Annotated in this window: 21 protein-coding genes; all 21 read right to left on the reverse strand. The window is 56.1% G+C overall.

Translation table 11 applies throughout. The annotated features are described in order from the left end of the window. Window positions 1–20 precede the first annotated feature (20 nt). The 21 genes from MTP40_RS09900 to MTP40_RS10000 all read right to left on the reverse strand — a co-directional run bounded on the left by MTP40_RS09900 (window position 21) and on the right by MTP40_RS10000 (window position 16,996). Window positions 21–308 (reverse strand): CD1845 family protein, encoded by a 288-nt coding sequence (locus MTP40_RS09900; RefSeq protein WP_055246214.1) that lies wholly within the window; start codon window positions 306–308, stop codon window positions 21–23. A gap of 163 nt (window positions 309–471) precedes the next feature. After that, window positions 472–819, reverse strand: coding sequence for a plasmid mobilization protein (locus tag MTP40_RS09905; RefSeq protein WP_148355534.1), 348 nt, complete (start codon window positions 817–819; stop codon window positions 472–474). Then, window positions 816–986 (reverse strand): DUF4316 domain-containing protein, encoded by a 171-nt coding sequence (locus tag MTP40_RS09910; RefSeq protein WP_005933602.1) that lies wholly within the window; start codon window positions 984–986, stop codon window positions 816–818. Before MTP40_RS09910 ends, MTP40_RS09905 begins: the two co-directional genes overlap by 4 nt. 10 nt (window positions 987–996) lie before the next feature. Continuing rightward, window positions 997–1,596: a hypothetical protein gene (locus MTP40_RS09915; protein WP_249259292.1), complete on the reverse strand. Its 600-nt coding sequence runs from the start codon at window positions 1,594–1,596 to the stop codon at window positions 997–999. A gap of 13 nt (window positions 1,597–1,609) precedes the next feature. Beyond that, on the reverse strand, window positions 1,610–2,566 hold the full coding sequence (locus MTP40_RS09920) for a hypothetical protein (RefSeq protein WP_249259293.1): 957 nt from the start codon (window positions 2,564–2,566) through the stop codon (window positions 1,610–1,612). Window positions 2,567–2,728: 162 nt separating this feature from the next. Continuing rightward, complete coding sequence (locus MTP40_RS09925; protein ID WP_249259294.1) at window positions 2,729–3,097, reverse strand: cysteine-rich VLP domain-containing protein; 369 nt, start codon at window positions 3,095–3,097, stop codon at window positions 2,729–2,731. Window positions 3,098–3,274: 177 nt separating this feature from the next. Beyond that, window positions 3,275–4,018, reverse strand: coding sequence for a DUF4366 domain-containing protein (locus tag MTP40_RS09930; protein WP_249259295.1), 744 nt, complete (start codon window positions 4,016–4,018; stop codon window positions 3,275–3,277). Window positions 4,019–4,020: 2 nt separating this feature from the next. Further along, complete coding sequence (locus MTP40_RS09935) at window positions 4,021–4,275, reverse strand: DUF4315 family protein (RefSeq protein WP_055246251.1); 255 nt, start codon at window positions 4,273–4,275, stop codon at window positions 4,021–4,023. Window positions 4,276–4,288: 13 nt separating this feature from the next. Continuing rightward, window positions 4,289–5,992: a C40 family peptidase gene (locus MTP40_RS09940; RefSeq protein ID WP_249259296.1), complete on the reverse strand. Its 1,704-nt coding sequence runs from the start codon at window positions 5,990–5,992 to the stop codon at window positions 4,289–4,291. Next, complete coding sequence (locus tag MTP40_RS09945; RefSeq protein WP_442900419.1) at window positions 5,973–8,342, reverse strand: VirB4-like conjugal transfer ATPase, CD1110 family; 2,370 nt, start codon at window positions 8,340–8,342, stop codon at window positions 5,973–5,975. The genes MTP40_RS09940 and MTP40_RS09945 overlap by 20 nt, the downstream gene beginning before the upstream one ends. Next, window positions 8,290–8,685 (reverse strand): PrgI family protein, encoded by a 396-nt coding sequence (locus MTP40_RS09950; protein WP_015560022.1) that lies wholly within the window; start codon window positions 8,683–8,685, stop codon window positions 8,290–8,292. Before MTP40_RS09950 ends, MTP40_RS09945 begins: the two co-directional genes overlap by 53 nt. Further along, entirely contained in the window at window positions 8,673–9,272 is a 600-nt protein-coding gene (locus MTP40_RS09955) for an MT-A70 family methyltransferase (protein WP_249259297.1), read from the reverse strand. The genes MTP40_RS09950 and MTP40_RS09955 overlap by 13 nt, the downstream gene beginning before the upstream one ends. After that, complete coding sequence (locus tag MTP40_RS09960) at window positions 9,269–10,063, reverse strand: DNA-methyltransferase (RefSeq protein WP_249259298.1); 795 nt, start codon at window positions 10,061–10,063, stop codon at window positions 9,269–9,271. The genes MTP40_RS09955 and MTP40_RS09960 overlap by 4 nt, the downstream gene beginning before the upstream one ends. Further along, the gene (locus MTP40_RS09965; protein WP_442900420.1) at window positions 10,053–10,601 is read right to left on the reverse strand and encodes a septation protein SpoVG family protein; all 549 of its coding nucleotides are present in this window, start codon (window positions 10,599–10,601) and stop codon (window positions 10,053–10,055) included. The genes MTP40_RS09960 and MTP40_RS09965 overlap by 11 nt, the downstream gene beginning before the upstream one ends. A 53-nt stretch (window positions 10,602–10,654) precedes the next feature. Next, a complete protein-coding gene (locus tag MTP40_RS09970; RefSeq protein WP_249259300.1) occupies window positions 10,655–11,521 on the reverse strand; it encodes a VirB6/TrbL-like conjugal transfer protein, CD1112 family in 867 nt (288 codons plus the stop codon). A 9-nt stretch (window positions 11,522–11,530) separates the two neighbouring features. Then, window positions 11,531–11,743: a Maff2 family protein gene (locus tag MTP40_RS09975; protein WP_014080814.1), complete on the reverse strand. Its 213-nt coding sequence runs from the start codon at window positions 11,741–11,743 to the stop codon at window positions 11,531–11,533. Between the two features lie 98 nt (window positions 11,744–11,841). Continuing rightward, a complete protein-coding gene (locus tag MTP40_RS09980; RefSeq protein WP_249259301.1) occupies window positions 11,842–13,695 on the reverse strand; it encodes a VirD4-like conjugal transfer protein, CD1115 family in 1,854 nt (617 codons plus the stop codon). Beyond that, window positions 13,682–14,077, reverse strand: coding sequence for a PcfB family protein (locus MTP40_RS09985; RefSeq protein WP_249259302.1), 396 nt, complete (start codon window positions 14,075–14,077; stop codon window positions 13,682–13,684). The genes MTP40_RS09980 and MTP40_RS09985 overlap by 14 nt, the downstream gene beginning before the upstream one ends. A 127-nt stretch (window positions 14,078–14,204) precedes the next feature. After that, the gene (locus MTP40_RS09990) at window positions 14,205–14,918 is read right to left on the reverse strand and encodes an antirestriction protein ArdA (protein ID WP_249259303.1); all 714 of its coding nucleotides are present in this window, start codon (window positions 14,916–14,918) and stop codon (window positions 14,205–14,207) included. After that, on the reverse strand, window positions 14,918–15,259 hold the full coding sequence (locus MTP40_RS09995; RefSeq protein WP_249259304.1) for a DUF7768 domain-containing protein: 342 nt from the start codon (window positions 15,257–15,259) through the stop codon (window positions 14,918–14,920). Before MTP40_RS09995 ends, MTP40_RS09990 begins: the two co-directional genes overlap by 1 nt. Window positions 15,260–15,544: 285 nt before the next feature. After that, window positions 15,545–16,996 carry a ParB/RepB/Spo0J family partition protein gene (locus tag MTP40_RS10000; RefSeq protein ID WP_249259305.1) on the reverse strand — a complete coding sequence of 484 codons (1,452 nt, stop codon included), beginning with the start codon at window positions 16,994–16,996 and terminating at the stop codon, window positions 15,545–15,547. Window positions 16,997–17,184: the final 188 nt, after the last annotated feature.

Below are 17,184 nucleotides of genomic sequence, written 5' to 3' on the forward strand. Positions count from 1 at the left end.
GGACAAATTGTCCCAAAGCGTTATCCTGTGATAAAACTCTTTAGCGAGTAGTTGAGACTGTCCAGCTTGTCAATGAGCCACTCCGCCACAGCGGGCAGGCCGAAGGGCGAAACAGCAAAGGCGATCACAAGCCCCTGTATGCCCCAGCGATCCCCCGTGAATAAAGCAAACAGGGCTCCGATCAGACAGAGAAAGGACAGGGCGCAGAACACCCATGACGCAAAGGAAAAAGCAAAATTCAATACTGCCACAAGGAGCGTGAGGGCCAGAACAAAGGGGGCCGCTAAAAGTTTCAGAATGATCCGCATCGCTTGATACCTCCTTGAAAAGTGTGGTTTATGGTTCCTTACATGATAATTATACCTCTGTCCGGGAGGGACAACAAGGATGCCTCCGGCTTTCAGCACCTCGGGACAAATTGTCCCGAAGTAGTGAAAACCGGGGAGCGGCATACGCCACTCCCCGGCAGGATCAGAGCTCCACCAATGCGGAGAGCTTTTTCAGCAGATCGGACAGCGGCCCCCACAGGGCGGCATAGTCCCGTTGCAAAGCGGCGATCTCCTCGGGGTAAATCCCGCCGTAGGTGTTGGCCTGGATCGCCACTTGATTGAGGTTGTTTGAGCACCGCCGCTGGAGCGATACCAACTCCCGGACGGGCGAGAGATCAACATGGAGCACATAGCCATTGAGGGCCATTTTCCGCATATAGGCCCCCATATTGCGGATGCCCGACTCGGCCATGCGTTGTTGAATAAGGGCCTGCTCCTCCTCGGACACCATCACATGGAGATGGATCGGGCGGCGGCGTTTCTTTGTCATCGTTCCTCCCGTTCCCGGCTCCGGCGCTTGTGGGGCGGTTCCTTAACCTTATCCAGCTCCTTTTCCTCCGGGGGTGGGGCCTGGTTATTGAGAACACCGTCCAGCATATTGTAATTGTGCTCGGTGGCGATCTCCGCACTTTTCATCGGGTTATATCTTTCTTCCATACAAATCCTCCTATCGGTCACCCCGGTCGGGGGCCTTTTTCTTATGGATGGGATCGCCCTGGCTGGCTTCGGCCAGAGCTCCGGCCTCTTTCATCTGCTGGGCAATCGAGAGGGGCCTGTCATCGTTTTTTCGGGATAATTCAGAAATGACGGGGGCAGGACGGAGCTCATAGTCAGACGCCTCCTTTTCGGTCAGCGGTCTTGTATAAGTCAGATGCCCCCATGCCAGAAATGCGCCGCCCCCCACCGGGATGCGGCGGTCATAGTTGACGATCTCATCCGGGGCATTGTGGGGCGGTTTGGGGAATGTCCCGATGTCCACAGGCCGCTGGGTAGAGTAATATTTGTAAAGGCCGGGGGCCTCGGTCTGCACGATCCCCACATAGTAAAGCCGCTGATAGTCCTTTACCCGGTCTGAAAAATCCTGTTCCATAGCGGCCAGATCGTTGCCGTAATGTCCCCATTCATACTGCCGCTGGCCGTTCTTATCATCGTAACAGGCCCATGTGACATAGGGGGATGGAGCTGTGGGATGATGCCCCAGCGCAAAGCCCCTGCCATTTTCCAGCATCACAGCCTTCAAAATGGAATAGCCTTGATTTTTGTCCACAAATACACCTCCTTCATCGTGTCATATCCTTTTCCGTTTTCCGGGCAAAGGGCTGGAGCTGGTAAGGGCTCTGCCCATCCTCCGGGCGCAAAAATTCCATCCGGCCCGCCGCATAGATGGCATTTTTCGTAAGCTGTCTCTGCCATGCTCCCTGGCTGGGAGCCCACTTAAAACCGTTGCTTTTCAGTTCCCGCCGCTGTTCCTCCGATGGCTTTTCCTCAAAAAAGAGCTGCAAGCGTTTTTCTCCTTCGTTGATTTCCGCCCGTCCCCCGGGAAAGGCCCAGCCCGCACATTCCGACTGGCTTTTCAAATCCTCAATGCGCTGGCGTGTGCGGCGGATGTTGGCGTTGTTGTTGGTAAGCAGATAGGACGGATAGGGTACGGGATTTTTGCGCCAGTCGGATGCCATAGAGGACTGGAGCTTTCCAATTTCCTCGGCGGACAGGACGGGACAGCCCTCCAGCGTTTTATGCTTGCGGTAGTAGGCATTGACGGTTTTCATTTCCTCCTGCATGGCCTCCAGCCCTGCCAGCTTCGCCTCCAGCTTTTCCACGGCCCGGTCATCGTCTGCGCTGATCCCGCCCATACCTGTTGAGCGCACCTTATCCAGCAGGCCCTCGATCTGCATATATTCGCCCATATTCTTATCCCGGGCGGCGTTCTGCTTTTCCTTTTTCCGCACCGGGAAGTTGGAGCCTCCGGCGATGAGGAACGAGGGTACACGGGCATCTATGAGATTGCACTGGTTGATGTTCTCCGCCAGCTTGCGGGCATAGCGGTCTATGAGCCCGTCAATCTTTTCGTGGTACATGGGATCGACACGCCCTTTCTGCTGTTTCCCGAGGGTATAGGCCCGATCCACCATTTCACGGTAAGCGGCGGTGGCGGAGCCGGGAACATAGTCGGAAAAGCTGTTGGCGTTTTTGGCACGCCGGGCGGCCTCCTCATTGATGGGGTAATATTTCGGCATAATTCCTCCTCTCAGAAAGCGGGTACTTCGGGACAAATTGTCCCAAAGTCCCGCTGTATGGATGTTGACAGCATCAGGGCAAACGGGGCCATACCGTAGAATGATACGGCAGGCCAACGAAATGGCCCCGGAAAGCCTTGCTATAAGCGGATTTTGCAGGCCCTAATTGTCAACGGATGCACCCCGCTTTTTCCGCATATATTCCCGTTGCTGGCGGCGGTGGGCTTTCTTTGCACAGGCCGCCGAGCAGTACGCCTGCCGCCTGTCCGGGGGAACAGGCCCGCCGCATACCGGGCATATCTTAAAATCCGGCCTTGGGCCCTCGCTCATAAGGGCCACTTCCAGCGCCGGATCAAGGGGCAGGACGGACTCCCGGAAATAGCGGCAGTATGATCCCGTCCAGCATTTACCCAGCATATAGCAATTGCTATCCAGCGGCAGGCATCCGTATTCCCGGTCATAGTTGGCGCACCATGTTACCACAAGAGAGCGGATCGCTGTCTTTTCCTTGCGTGTCAGTTCACGGGACAATCCATCACCTCCCGCCAGCCCCGGCCTTCAAAAGCTCCTTGTAACAGGACACACAGGCGATCCCCCGCCAGTAACAGCAGGCATAACAGGCGGAGCCCCTGGGCGGCCTGTTCTCGGCGGGAGCCTGGGGACGGGGTTTTTCTTTCATCATTCGTTCAAAGGGACTGCTGGTAAAATTCATCTGATTTCCTCCTTTTCTTCGGTTTCGTCCTCCTCGTCCCACGGGGGGGCGTCATCTTCAAACTCGTCATAGTCCGGGTACTCTCCGCCATCGTCCTCCTCGGGCTGGTCAGCCTGCTGGTGTTTCGGACGGTAAATCTTGAAATACCATGCGGCCCCGCCGCCGATGCCCATGACAGCCAGCACTAAAAGGAGCATCCCGGCGTTGCCCGGCTTCTCGGGTTCCGGCTCAGGCTCCGGGGTAGGCTCGGGTTCCGGCTCTGCACCTACGCATTTCCCCATATTGACAGAGCATACCGGGCAGTCGGTATTGACAGCCCCCGCCGCACATTTCTCCGGACAGGAGCAGACCGCCTGTTCCACGCCAGCGGCCTCGGCTGCGGCCAGCAGATCCCCCTCATCCACAATGCTGAAAAAGTAGGTTTCATACTGTTCGCCTTCCTCGTCCACAGGCTTGTCATAATCAATGACAATGTAAAAGGTATTGCCGCCGCTGGTCTGGACGGTAATAAACTGCTTGTTGGTGTGCTCGTCATAGAGCAGATCACGGGTTACAAGGTTTCCCTCCTCGGAAAAGCCCTCGCCCGGCGTAATAGTCGGCTCCGGGGCCGGGGTTTCCATTGTGGGATCGCCGTAGTCCTCGCCCTCGCCGCCGCCTGCGTAGGCATAGGCGGGAACGCTAAGGCCGCATAACAAAACAGCGGCACAAAGCGCCGCTGTCAAAACTCGAAACCGTTTCATATTCAGTTTTCCTCCTTTTCCTCATCATCGGACTTCGGGACACTTTGTCCCAAAGACCCGCCGCCTTTCAGCTTTTCAAACAGCAGGGGCAGCTCCGCAAGAGGGATGCTCATGCCACGCACAATGTCCACGATCTCGCTGTTTTCCGCCTCCAGCTTTTTCTGCTCCAGCTCCTTGAGCCGGGCCTGCTGTTCGCTGATTTTGGCCTTGACCTTATCAATCTCGGCCTGGATTTTCATGCTTTTTGCTGTTGCCATAAATGACCTCCAATCATGGTAAACGCCCGTAGGCGTAAAAATGAGACTGCCAGTAGCTTGTATTTAAGTTTGCATATCCGATGGGATCGCCACAATGGAGCATCCGCCCATCGCCTACATAAATCCCACAGTGGCTCACGCCCGGGGTATCATAGGTTCCCTTGAAAAACACAAGGTCGCCGGGCCTTGGGGAGCTGGTCGGGGTACAGATGTTGTAAAGCCCCTGCGCCCCAAGGCGGCCCACATTCCAGCCGGAATGATTGATCACCCATGACACATAGCCGGAGCAGTCAAAAGATGTAGACGGGCTGGAGCCGCCCCACACATAGGGATAGCCGATGTATTTCTCTGCCTCTGAGAAAATAGCGGCGAATGTTTCATTGTCCAGATATTCCCCCGGAACCTCATAGCCCTCCGGCGGGTTGGTAATGTATTTGTCCACATAGGGGGAGTCGGGAAACAGGTCGGGACGATTGCCGAGGGTGGACATATAGATGGAGTACCGGGACATCTGTTCCTCGCTCAACAGGGAAACAGGCAGGTGGGACAGGTTCTTATTTTCCAGCGTCACATAGCAGATGTACCACGAATAGGGTTCATCGTCGCTGTCATAGCGTGTCTCCACCTCCACACGCTCCGTCAGAATATACTGCTGGTCAAAGAGCATTTGCAGGGAGCCATCCACCTGGGCAAGCGTCCATTCCCCCTCGTGAAGCGCCGACAGTAGGGAAACGAGCACATAGGGATCGTGTTCGATCTCGTCCAGATCGAAGTGGTACTCGTCATAATCGTGGGTGCTTTCGTAGGTATCAAGGTAGGTTTGCAGTTCTGCCTCCAGCCCGGCATAAGCCGCCTCCGTCCCTAAAATCGCCTCATCCGCAGAGGGGTAAGTGGTGGCCCCCAGCGCCCCGGCTCCGGCGTTGCCGATGGACACCAGCGAGGACGAACAGGACTGGAGCAGGACGATCACAAGGACACAGGCCAGTGCCAGCAGGCATCCGACTGGATGGCGCTTCACAAACCCGGCGGCCCGGGCTGTCAGCTTTTCCGTGGCGGCGGCGGTTTTCCCGGCGGCTTTTGCGCTCTGTTTTGCGGCCTCCTTCGACCGCTTTTGGTATTGCCTTCTAAGCCGCTGTTTCTGCCAGTACCGGGTAAAATAGTTTTTGGAAAGCTCCGGGTGCTCCTGTGCGGCGGTGTGGAAATGATAATCCGCCGCCGCTTTCTGATACCTGGCCTCGGCCCGGCTGGCCGCCCTTGCCGGATGCTCCCGGACTTTGCGTTTTACAAACCGGGAGCCATGCCGTAGGACAACCTCCCCGGCAAGCTCCGAGCGGTGGGCCCCTTCGGTTCCTACATTTTCCTGCTCCACCTCGTAGAGCTTGCCATGCACAAAGCCGTGAACGCCCCATCCGGCGGCCCCCGCCGCCTTACGGATCGGGCCTTTTTGTTTGGGCGGCTTCTGCTTTGCCAGCTTTTCCTGGGCGGCCTCCCGTTTTTCGCCCCGCTTTTCCATGCGGAGCTTGGATGCCGCCGCTTGTTCCTGCTGGCTTTTCTGCCGGAATTTTGACTTTGGGACACTTTGTCCCGAAGTGTCAGACGCCCCGGGCTCCTGTTCAGAGCCAGCCCCAAAAGCAGAGCCGCCGGGCTCGGCAGCCCCGTTTACGGGTTCCGTATGCGTTTGGGCCTCCGGGTGTGGTTTATTCGGTTTTCGCTTCATTCTTCATATCCTCCGGTCGGGTGGTTAAGAGGTCATAGATTTCCCCCTTCGGGAACCGATCTACAAACGGGATGGTCACATTCCCGTAAAACAGCAGGCCCTCGCCGGAATTAGAGTGGGTAATGTAGGAAAGCTGGTGCTCGGAAATACCAAGCTGTCTTGCCAAAATCGCCCGGTCACTCTGAGCCTGCGAGAGCAAAATCATAAAGTCGGTGTTGTCCAGAATGTTCTCGATCTCCCGGCTGGCCAGAAGGTCTTTCACATTCTGCGTGAGGGCGCTGGGAACGCAGCCTTTTTTTCTCAGCATTTTCCACACCGCCACAAAATAGCTGGCGGTCAGCGGATCACGGAGCAGGACATGGAACTCATCGAAATAGCACCATGTCGCCACGCCCTCCCGGAAGTTGGTATCTACCGCCTGGGACACAAATTCATTTGTGATATGCATGGCGATCTTGCGGAGGTTTTCTCCCATGTTTTTCAGCACGATACACACCACCCGGCTGTCGGTTTTCACATTCGTGGGATGGTTAAACAGGTTGAGGGAGCCGGTGCAGTAGAGCTCAAGGGCAGTTGCCACACGCCGGGCCTCGGGCTCCGGCTGTTTCAAGAGCTCCTCGTACAAGTCCTGCAAAAGCGGGGTTTTTCCCGTATCAAGCCCAAGGGCCTGTTCCCGGTACACCAGCCGCACACAGCGGTCAACAACTGTCTTTTCGATGGGCTGTAAGCCTTCCTTTCCGCCTACCACCAGCTCGCACAGGGAAAGCAGAAAATCCGCCTTCATGGAAAGAGGGCTCTCCCCGGCGGCCATGTTAAGCTCCACATCCATCGGGTTTAGGTGGTGGGGGCTGTCCGGGGCAATCTCGATCACCTGTCCGCCCAACCTGCGAACCAGCGGGGCATATTCACCCATCGGATCAACAATGATAATCCGATCCTGGGGAATGGTCAGAAAGACATTGAGCAGTTCCCGCTTTGCCGCAAAGGATTTTCCCGAGCCAGTAGAGCCGAGGTACATTCCGTTGGCCGACTTCAGCTTTTTACGGTCAGCCATAATGACATTGTGGGAAAGGGCGTTCATGCCATAGTAGAGGGCCTGCCCGTCCATCCGCAGCTCCCTTGTCATAAAGGGGATGAAGATGGCCGTGGAGCTGGTTGTCATACCACGCTGGATCTCCACTTCGTTGTAGCCGAGGGCCAGCGAGGACACAAAGCCCTGCTCCTGTTGCCAGTCCAGCCGCTTGAGGGCGCAGTTGTATTTCTGTGCGATGCCGCCCACGGTAAACACATCGTTTTCCAGCCGCTGGCGGGTAGGGGCCATATTGACTACCGTAAAAGTCAAAAGGAACATCCTCTCGTTACGGGACTGGAGGTCAGCAAGAAGCTCCGCCGCATCCTTGGAAAAGGTAATGAGGTCGGGCGGGAGAATGTCGGGATCGTACCCGGCCCGGACAGCCTTCCGCTGTTCCTCCACCTTCATTTTTCCGATGTCGGAGATTTTTCCCTTGATGGTTTTGATAGCCTTTAGCTGATCCACCGTCTGGATATGGAGGGTTACGGTCATTTCCGCATCCAGCTCCAGAATTTCCGCCAGCAGTTTATCCGAGAGCTCAGACGCTAAAATCTGCAAGTAGGAAACAGCGCCCCAATACTGGCCCACCCGGAACAGGCGGGAGTGCCGGAAGTCAAAGCTGTCCGGGGCGATATAGTCCTTGGTGCCGAGCCCCGTCTGCGGGATGTCCTTCCATGAAAAGCGGAACGGTTCCCGGTTGCCCGGATGCATCTGGCTGTGAAGCAGGGCCAGCCTTGCCCGCCCGTCCATCGGTTCACAGGGAACGCCCAGCCGCTTAAAGTTGCCCATCACATCGGCCTCCACACGCTCCAGACGGGGCCGGGCCTCCACGATCCCTCCGGCTGGGATGCCGAAAGTAATGTACTTGGAGCGTTCAATCCCATTGTTAGACCGGGCGATCTGGTTTTTCAGCATCCCGGTAAATTCCTCCCGGACGCTGTTAAAATTATCATCCGCCTGGGGAATGTTTACCTTATAGCGGCTCCGGGAGTGGGAGCGGCGGTTGATAAAGGAAAGCTGGAACGGCAGGGAGCTGTCAAAGTAGTTGAGGAATGAGCTCCAGCCGCCAAAGATTGCAGTCTGATCCTCGGTGGATGCCACGGAATAATTGATGTCCTCATATTCCACGGTCTTTGTGTAGAGCCCGCCGGGGAGCTTGCATACCCCGTCCGGGTGCATCGCCACATAGGGGATCGTCTGCTGGGCGGACAGGGCCGCCCGGTTTTTAGCCTTTGCGGTTTTTCTTCCGCTGGTTTGATTTGCCTTTCGCAATCGCATCCTCCTTTCTCACAGCGCCCCGTCCGGCAAAGGGGGCGTAAATGTTTTGTGTCTGATAGGGCCTGACTCCGGGCCGCAAAAACCGGGCCCGTATGATGTTTTTCAGCACCTTTTCCGCCGGGAGCCCGTCTTTTTCATACATGGCCAGAAGAAACGCCGGGAGCATCACGGCCAGCATAAGGAACATGGCCCCGGTATTACCTATAGAGCCCCGGGCCAGCAGATAGGACGGGATGCCTACCGCCGCCGCACAGCCAAAACAGATGAGCTGGCGCTTGGTAAGGTTTAGGGCCATTTTGGTTTTTACTTTTGACAGGTCGTTGGGTACATTCACATAGGGCATGGATCAGCCTCCTTTCCGGCCCCTTTAACCTCGGGACACTTTGTCCCAAAGTCCGGGATCGTGCTTTTCACTTCATTTCCCCACACCTCCCAGCCGGGCGGGGACTGTCTGGCAAAGAGCTCCACCCGGGGCAGGTCGCCCATAAGGGCCACGATCTTTTCCCGGGCCTCGTCCGGCTTTTTGCTGTGGGCTTCAATCGGGGAAATGATAAACTGATGGATATTTGCCGCCTGCCGTTTGGGATGGCCCCTGGTAGCCAGCAGGCAGATCTCCGCATTTCCCCTCGTCCAGAAGCCAAGGCCATAAAACCAACTGTCCGCCTTTTTATTCTTTTTCAGCCAGACAAAGGCCACCGACTTATAGCAGAAACCCCACGCCTCTATGAGCCGCAGGGCCTCCGGAAGCTGGGGGAAAGTCGCCCACAAAAAAAGTGCGCTGTCCGGGGCGGCCAGATCAGCCACCGGGAGCGCACACAGCTCGTCAATCCCCATTGTGGGATAATGGTTTTCTGCCGCCCCCTGTACCTTACTGCGCTGGTACTGCCAAGGGGGATCGGCGTAAATGATAGAATAGTTTCCGATAGTCATACTCCTTTCTGCCCGGCTTTGACCGCCTCAGTAGCCAGCCGGATGCGTTCTGTAGCTGGGGCGTAAAAGGCCGGGGCGGTTTCAAAGCATACAAAGCGGCGGCCCGTATTGGCAGCAGCCACAGCAGTCGTGCCGGAACCAGCGCAGATGTCTGCCACCACCTCCCCGGGCCGGGTATAGGTTCTGATGAGATACTCGCACAGTTCCACGGGTTTCTGCGTGGGGTGGACGGTACGCTGTACGGAAGAAAAGGCCAGCAGGTTTCCGGGGAAACGAAGGCCATCCTCTGATCCGCTGCTGGAACGCAGGAATTTTCCATAGTTGGGGCTGTTGTCCCCTGTCCGGGAAATTTTCTTATAGGGCTTGCCCTGTTCAAACTGCGGATCGTAATAGGGCAATTTTTGATAAAACACCAGAATGTTTTCCGTCCGCTTTAAGGGAGCCCGCCTTGCATTGAGAAAGCCAGTACACCTGCTTTTGTACCACACCCATTCATAGCGGAGCATAGAGAGGTTGGATGCCCCCAGCACCTTATCATAGGGACATTGTGCGAAAAACAGCACTGCGCCATCCGGCTTGACCGCCCACTTGACCGCCTCCCACAGCTCCGGGAGCGGGAGCGGCACATCCCAAAAGTTCCGGGTAGTGCCATAGGGCGGATCGGTAAGGAGCATATCAACCGAGTGCTTCGGCAAAGAGCGCAGCCCTTCAATCCCGTCCATCAAAAACAGCCCCTCCGGGCAGGCTGGAGACTTCGGGACAATTTGTCTCGAGGTCACATCACCTGTCATCCCGGGCCTCCTTTTTCTTTGCCGGGGCGGTTCGGGCGGCATTTTCCTTCCCGGCCTCCCTTGCGGCCTGTGCCATCTGCTCCTTGATCGGGGTGGGGCGGACTGCCTCGGCCCGGGCGATGAGCTTTTCCACCGCTGAATGGTACGCCTGGGCTCCCGCCGCATTGAGTCGCTCCTGGGTGGCCCGGTCATTGATCCGCACTGTGGAGCGGTAGCCCGTCCTGCTGGTGGGATCGGGTTTGCTGGGAGCCCCGAGGAAAATCCCGTTCTTACCATCCACCACCTTGAAATCGTCAATCACTACACTGCCATAGTTGACGCTGGCAAAGCCGATGAGCTTGCCCTGGGGCTCAATCGGGCGAACCGTGACTTCGATGGGAACAGCGGCCTCCTGCAAAATTGCGTCCGTCCGCAGCTTAACAGCCTCGTCCACCGTCACGCCTTTTACCTCGGCCAGTTCCGCAATCGGCGCATCGAACAGCCAGCGCCGCTCCTCGGCGGCGATCTGTTCCGGGGTTAATATGACATCCTTATCCAAAATCATTTCCTCCTTTCCCGGCCTCGGGACAAATTGTCCCGAAGTCCGTCCGTTTAATGCGCCCCGAAGATGCGCTGGGCGATGCCGCCTGTCTTAAACAGCATGAAGCACAAAAGAACCGTATAGCCTACGGTTCCCCATATCGCTCCAATCGGATCGCCGCCTGTGGCGATGCCCTGGACGAGCACCGCATAGATCGCAACACAGACCAGTATGAGCATCCCTTGAAAGCCCACGGCGAACAGGGATTTTAGGTAGTTCTGCCCTGTGCCGCCCAGCTCCCGGTTGGAAAGCGTGGCAACGGGGAGAGGGGCCAGACTGGTCATTAAATATATTTCAATCATTCTTCCGTACACCAGAACGAAAATGATGATCCCCATGATCTGCATGGTCAGCCCGATCACAGAGGACTGGAGCCACAGGCCAAGGAGCGGCCCCAAGTCCATGCCCTCCAGCGTGGTTTCCAGCTCCGCCAGCATATCCGGCGTAATGTCGGTGGAGCCTTGGATGAGCCCCGCCGCATCCGCAATCACGCTCTGCGACACATCGAACACCGCCATGACAATATTAAAGGTGTTGGAAAGAATGAGGATGGCACAAGCGGTTTTGAATACCCATTTGTAGATATTCGCCACATCAAACTCGTGCATATTGTTCTTTTCCAAAAGCATCTGTATCAGCTCGTAGGTGGCAACAAAGGTCAGCACCAATCCGGCAATCGGCAGGATCACCGTTTCGGAAAGCTGGCGGATGAGGGAGAAAACCCCGGCGTTCCATGCCGCCGGGGTAGTCCCTACCTGTACCGCAATCTCTCCGACTTTGGCATTGACGGTATCAAAGAGCCCTTCGAGGTTCCCCATGATACCGCTGATCAACAGCTCTTTCAGCCAGTTCGTGAGCCAGTCGGTGAGAAAATCCATAAGCCCTCCTTAGAACAAGCCAGACAGCAGGGGGATCAGCGTGGTTCCCAAAAGGATGATGCCGCCGCCAGCCATGAGCTGCTTCATGCCCTGGCTCTTGGAACCTGGGTTGTCCGATCCATAGCCCTCCAGCAGATTGACAACGCCCCACACGCCAAGTCCAGCGCCGAGGGCTACAACAAGAGTCTGCAAAGTATCAATAGCGGAAGTGAAAAACTGCATAGAGCCTCCTTTTCTCCGGGGTATTCCCGGCCATGAAAAAAGCCGCCATTTCTGGCGGCAGGTTACATACTTCGGGACACTTTGTCCCAAAGCCCTATTTATGCAAAGGCGTCCGGATCGTCGATGTCATCATAATTGAGGATGTCCTCGTCCTCGCTTGTGAGCCCATCGTCCGGCACAGCCACGGCATACACCTCACACAGCTCGTCCGGCCCGGGCCGCCTTTTGCGGTTAATGAGCCTGTCGAGATCAAAGGCGTTTTTCTTTTTGTCGGCTTCAGCCGTATATCGGTAGTTCGGGTGCTTTTTCAAATCGTATTTCGGGGAATAGAACGGGGGCAGGCCTCGAAGCTGTAAAATGCACTTATCCCCGGGCATGGTCGCCAGTTCGCTGGATGTCATCAGCTCCCGGCCCAGCCGCTGGTTATTTTGACTGTAGCTTTCCGACTGGCCACGGGAGCGGCTGTCCGTCTGCATGGAGATGGTAGCCTTACCCAGCCAGTTCTCGGATATTTCCTTGATGGTGCTGGCCTCCCGGCCTCCGAGAAATATCACGCTGTCCATATTTCCCAAAATGGTTTCGGCGTGTTTATCGTAAATCGCCTTACACTGAGCCAACTGCTGATAGAACAGCGTCAAGCTGATTTCACGGGAACGGATGACAGCCACAATTTTTTCAAGCTGGGGAACCTGCCCTGTGTTGGCGGCCTCGTCCCACAGCACCCGTACATGATGGGGCAGGCGGCCTCCGTGAACATTGTCGGCCCTCTCGCACAGCAGATTGAACATCTGCGAAAAGGCCAGAGCCACAAGGAAATTATAGGTTTGCGTAGTGTCCGAGATGATAAAGAACACCGCCGTTTTTCGATCCCCGATGCGGTCAAGCTCCAGCTCGTCATAGGCCATGACCTCCCGAAGCTGGGGGATGTCAAAGGGAGCCAGCCTTGCACCGCAGGAAATAAGGATCGACTTCGCTGTTTTGCCGCTGGCTAATTTGTACTTTTTATACTGCTTGACCGCAAAGCAATCCGGCTTTCGTTTTTCCAAGCCCGCAAACATATAGTCCACGGCGTTCATAAAATCCTCGTCATCCTCCTTGACCTCCATCCCGGAAATCATGTCAACCAATGTGTTCATGTTCCGATCCTCGGCGGGGCCCTCAAAAATGATATAGGCGATGAGGGCGCAGTAAAGCAGGGTTTCCGATTTTGTCCAGAACGGATCGCCTTCCTTGCCCTCGCCTTTAGTGTTGGAAATGAGAGCGTCCACAAATTTAAGGATGTCGGCTTCGTTGCGGATGTACGCCAGCGGGTTATAGTGCATGGATTTTGTGAAATCAATGGAATTGAACACCTTGATCCGATACCCACGCTTTTGCAGGAAGTGGCCCACCTGCCCGAGAACGCCTCCTTTGGGATCGACACACACATAGCTGCATCCGCCGTTTTTGTCTGCGCTGGCCTGCAAAATCTGCGGGGTAAGCCAGAACCGGGTTTTGCCGGAGCCGGACGAACCGATCACACAGGCATTGAGGTTGCGGGCGTTGGCCGGATTTTTCGGCCGGGTATTCATGGTAAGGAACTCCGTCCCGGTCAGAATGATGTTGTTTTCAAACTTTGGATCTACGAAAGGGGCTATATCTTTCGGACAGCCCCAACGGGCTGATCCATACTCCTCATCCCGCCGAAATTTTTTGGCGTTTTTGCTTTTCACATAGACCATCACCCGGAACGCCACAGCCCCTACAATGCCAACGAGCCAGTCAAAGGGAGCAAGCCCCGGGGCAAAGTCGGCAAAGGCCGGGCCAATGGTCTGGCCCAACCCCATGAGCTTATGAGCAAAATCCGCACCCGCCGCCAGACGGTAGGCCGTCCCCAGCTTGAGAAAGGCCCACAGGACAAACAGATACGGGATGTTGGGAATAAGGTATTTTTTGATGCTATCGTTCTTCACGAACCACCTCCTTTGACCGTTCCTGTGTTTTGGGCGGTTCCTTTACAAGCTGTTCCGCCGCTTTTTTGAGTTGTTCCCGGATGGGGATGCGGCTGGATTTTGACTGTTCCAGAAGCCTGCGGGAGTACCGCTCAAAACAGGCGGTAATTGCATCCGCCTGTCCCGCCTTGAAAAACAGCAGGTATTTGTCCGGCCCGGTTTTGTAAAAGGCATAGTCCACATTAAAACGGCGGGCCATACGGTCAAAGAGCTTCGGGGCCTCCACCTCGATGCTGTTCACATTTTCGCCGTGAGCCATGAGCTTTTTCACGCTCTGCCTGCCGTGGGGCCTTTGGGCTTTCCTATGCCGTTTGGCGATCTGGCGGCCCGCCGCCCGGAGCACATAGGCCAGCCCCCGGGCTGTCAGTTTGCTGGCCCGGACAGAAATCGCTATGGAGCTCCGGGAAATTTCTTCATCAATCAGTTACACCGCCTCCTTTCGCCTTGGGACAAATTGTCTCGAAGTCCCGTTACCGTTCCTCATGGTGTTTTTCAGCCAGCCGCCGGAACCCCTCCTTTGAGGAACCGTCAATAATTTCTTGATAAGCGGCCATCTGCTCCCGCATCGAAAGCTGGGGGTAAGCAAAAACCCTGTGTCCAGCGGGGATGTCCTGGGGGCCGTGGTAGACCTCCCGGAAATCGTCACTCACCTTCGTCACATAGCCGCCCGGTGCAAAGTGTCCGTTTTCGTTGATGGAAATGTCCCGCCCGTATGCTTCAAAGTCAAAGTAGGGTTTTATATTGTCCGGCACTTCGAGACTTTCCATATCCTCCACATAAAGGCGGCCCAGCATTTCCTCATTGTCCACGCCGGGATGAAAGTCGTAGCAGTCCAGGTTTTGCGTAAGGTTGATCAAGTCCTGCACAGAGCCACAATGCTGGCCGCTGTCCATAACCGCCTCCAGCGTTTCCCGTTCTGATGGGGAGAGCTCCTTCAGCAGATGGGCCAGATGGTTGAGCTCGTCAATGTTTTCATACTCGCCCAGATAGTCATAAAGGCCGAGAATGTCGCTGTCAAAGGAGATAATAAAGTATTCCTGGCAGCGCACCCCGTCCACGCCGATCCGCTTTAAGAGGGACTGCACCTCCTCCGTGTTGGTGGGGAAATGCAGCGTTTCCCCCACCAGATGCCCCGCACTGTAAAGGGCAGGATTTGAAATGAAAGCCTCAAAAACAGACTCCATCAGCGTTTTCCCTGTCCCTTGACGGTCAGGATGCCCTCAAGGGTGGTGGCGGTAATTCCCAGCCGCTGGGCCACGGCAATATCATTTTTCATGGCCTCGGTCATGGTGTGGCCGCAGACCACCAGCACATGGGAGCGGCGGAGCAGGTCACGCCCCATGTCGATGCCGCTTTTATGCTCCTCGGGTACTGCGTCATTGAGAAACAGGGGCAGATACAGGGACGGGCAGATCGGGGAAAAGCCTGCCTCATAAACCGCCCGGCAGTAGCGGGCGGCCTGTTCTGCGTTTTCACTGTCGCCGCTCAACCATGCGGCGGTAATGTATGCAAGGGGACGCTTCATAGTCAATACCTCCGATATTTTAATAAGTAAGTTCAGCCCAATCCCCCCGCCCTTTCCCAATCATGGGAAAGGGGGCGGCTCTGGAGGATATACCCCCGCCGCTTGCCGGGGAAATAGCACAGCCGGGGCAGACCGTCAAGGGCAGGCCGCCGTAAAACGGCGGTGCGATGCACCCTTGACAGCCCGCTCCCGGCTGTACGAAAAAACAGGCGGCGACGGGGGATATATACCACCAGAGCCATGATGCGGAGGGCAGGGCCCTCGGGACAAAATGTCTCGAAGTGGTTACTTGTCCTGCTCCATCTTTTTCGGAGCCTTCGCCAGTTCGGGCGGCTGTTTCTCTTTCCACTCGTCCAGCAAAGTCATGATCTGCTCCTTCATTTTGGCGGGAGTAGCCTCCTTGCCAAAATACTTTTCCAGTTCAGCGGTAGAAATAATCACGCCTCGATCCTCCTTTTTCTTTTCTGATAAGATGCCGTCAATGACATCACCATTGAGTTTCCCGTCCTTGTCCAGCTCCCGGAGCTTTTTCGCCTGGGCCAGAGAGGGGGACGCCTGTTCTCCGTCAATGGAAACAGCGATCAGCCGCTGGTTTTTGGGGCGGATATAGGAAATCTCCACAGCGGGCATAAAGCCCATTTTTTTATCGTCCACCTTGTCCAGCAGTTCCGGCACAAGGGAGTTCAGCCGCAGATAACGCATGACCTTTTTATAGTTCATGTCGTGCGCCTCGCCCACGATTTCAACGGAGCGTTTTCCAATATCGCCCTCGGCCACATTTTTCAGCCGCCCGCCCTGGTGCTTGATGTCCTCCACTTCCAGCTCCAGCAGGGCGGCCAGTTCGCTGGGGAGCGTCTGATCCCTCTGCTTGTTGCTGTCCTTCATAGCCTGTACCGCCTCGTGGTCAGTCATTTCCCGGACGATAAAGGGCATTTCCTCCAGCCCGGCCAGCTCACAACCATGATGGCGGCGATGGCCTGCCACAATTTCATAACCCTTGCCATCCTTTTCCGGGCGGGCAAGACCGGGAACCATTACGCCGTTTGCCTTGATGGACGCTACCGTTTCCTGCATTTTGGCATCGTCCCGCACCTTAAACGGGTGGGGGCGGAATGTGTGGAACGGATGCATTTCGGAAAGCTTCAGATAGACCAGCTTTCCTTCCTCCACAGGACGGGGCGGAGCGGCTGGCTCAGGCGGAGCCTGTTCCGGGGCCGGAGCCGCATTTTCGGGTGGGGCCTTTTCGGGTTCCGGGGCAGCTTTAACCTCCGCAGTCTTTTTCCCACTTCGGGACAATTTGTCTCGCTTAGTCGGCGTGGCCTCGCCGGGGGCCGCCTTATCCGCCTTGGGTGGGCGGCCCTTGCGGGGCTTCGCCGCCTCCTTGCCAGCAGGCTCCGCTTTTTCCTCTTTTGGGGGACGGCCCCGACGGGCCTTTTTAGGTTCATCATCCCCAGCGGTGGGAGGTTCCTCCTGCGTTTTCTCCTTCGGCTCTTTTGCCGCCTCCTCTTTTTCTACCTCGGCCCGGGCTGTCTGCCGCTTTTCATTCATCAGCTCATTGATTTTGTCAAAGGACACCACCACATCACCGGGCTCGGGCTGGGCAGGCCCCTCCTGCTGGGGTGTGGGAGCGGCAGTTTGTTCGGGAGCCGGAGCCTGGGGCTCGTCAACCGTAACAGGAGCGGGAGCCTCCGGGAGCTTCTCCTCACCGGGGCCTGTGTTCAATTTTTCATCTGCCATTCACTATCCTCCTTTTCGTGAAAGTTGCACAATTTTGCAGGTTAAATTTCTGTAATTATTTTTTTGCCTCCTTCCGGTCTATCCACGCAAAAAAGCCGCCCGATTTGAACGCCGGACGGCTTTTTGTGTAATGTGATAGATCAAATATTATTTTTTGTAGTTCGTAGGCTCCGAAAAGCCTTGTATTT

This window comes from Faecalibacterium sp. IP-3-29 (assembly GCF_023347335.1).
Classification (GTDB): domain Bacteria; phylum Bacillota; class Clostridia; order Oscillospirales; family Ruminococcaceae; genus Faecalibacterium; species Faecalibacterium duncaniae.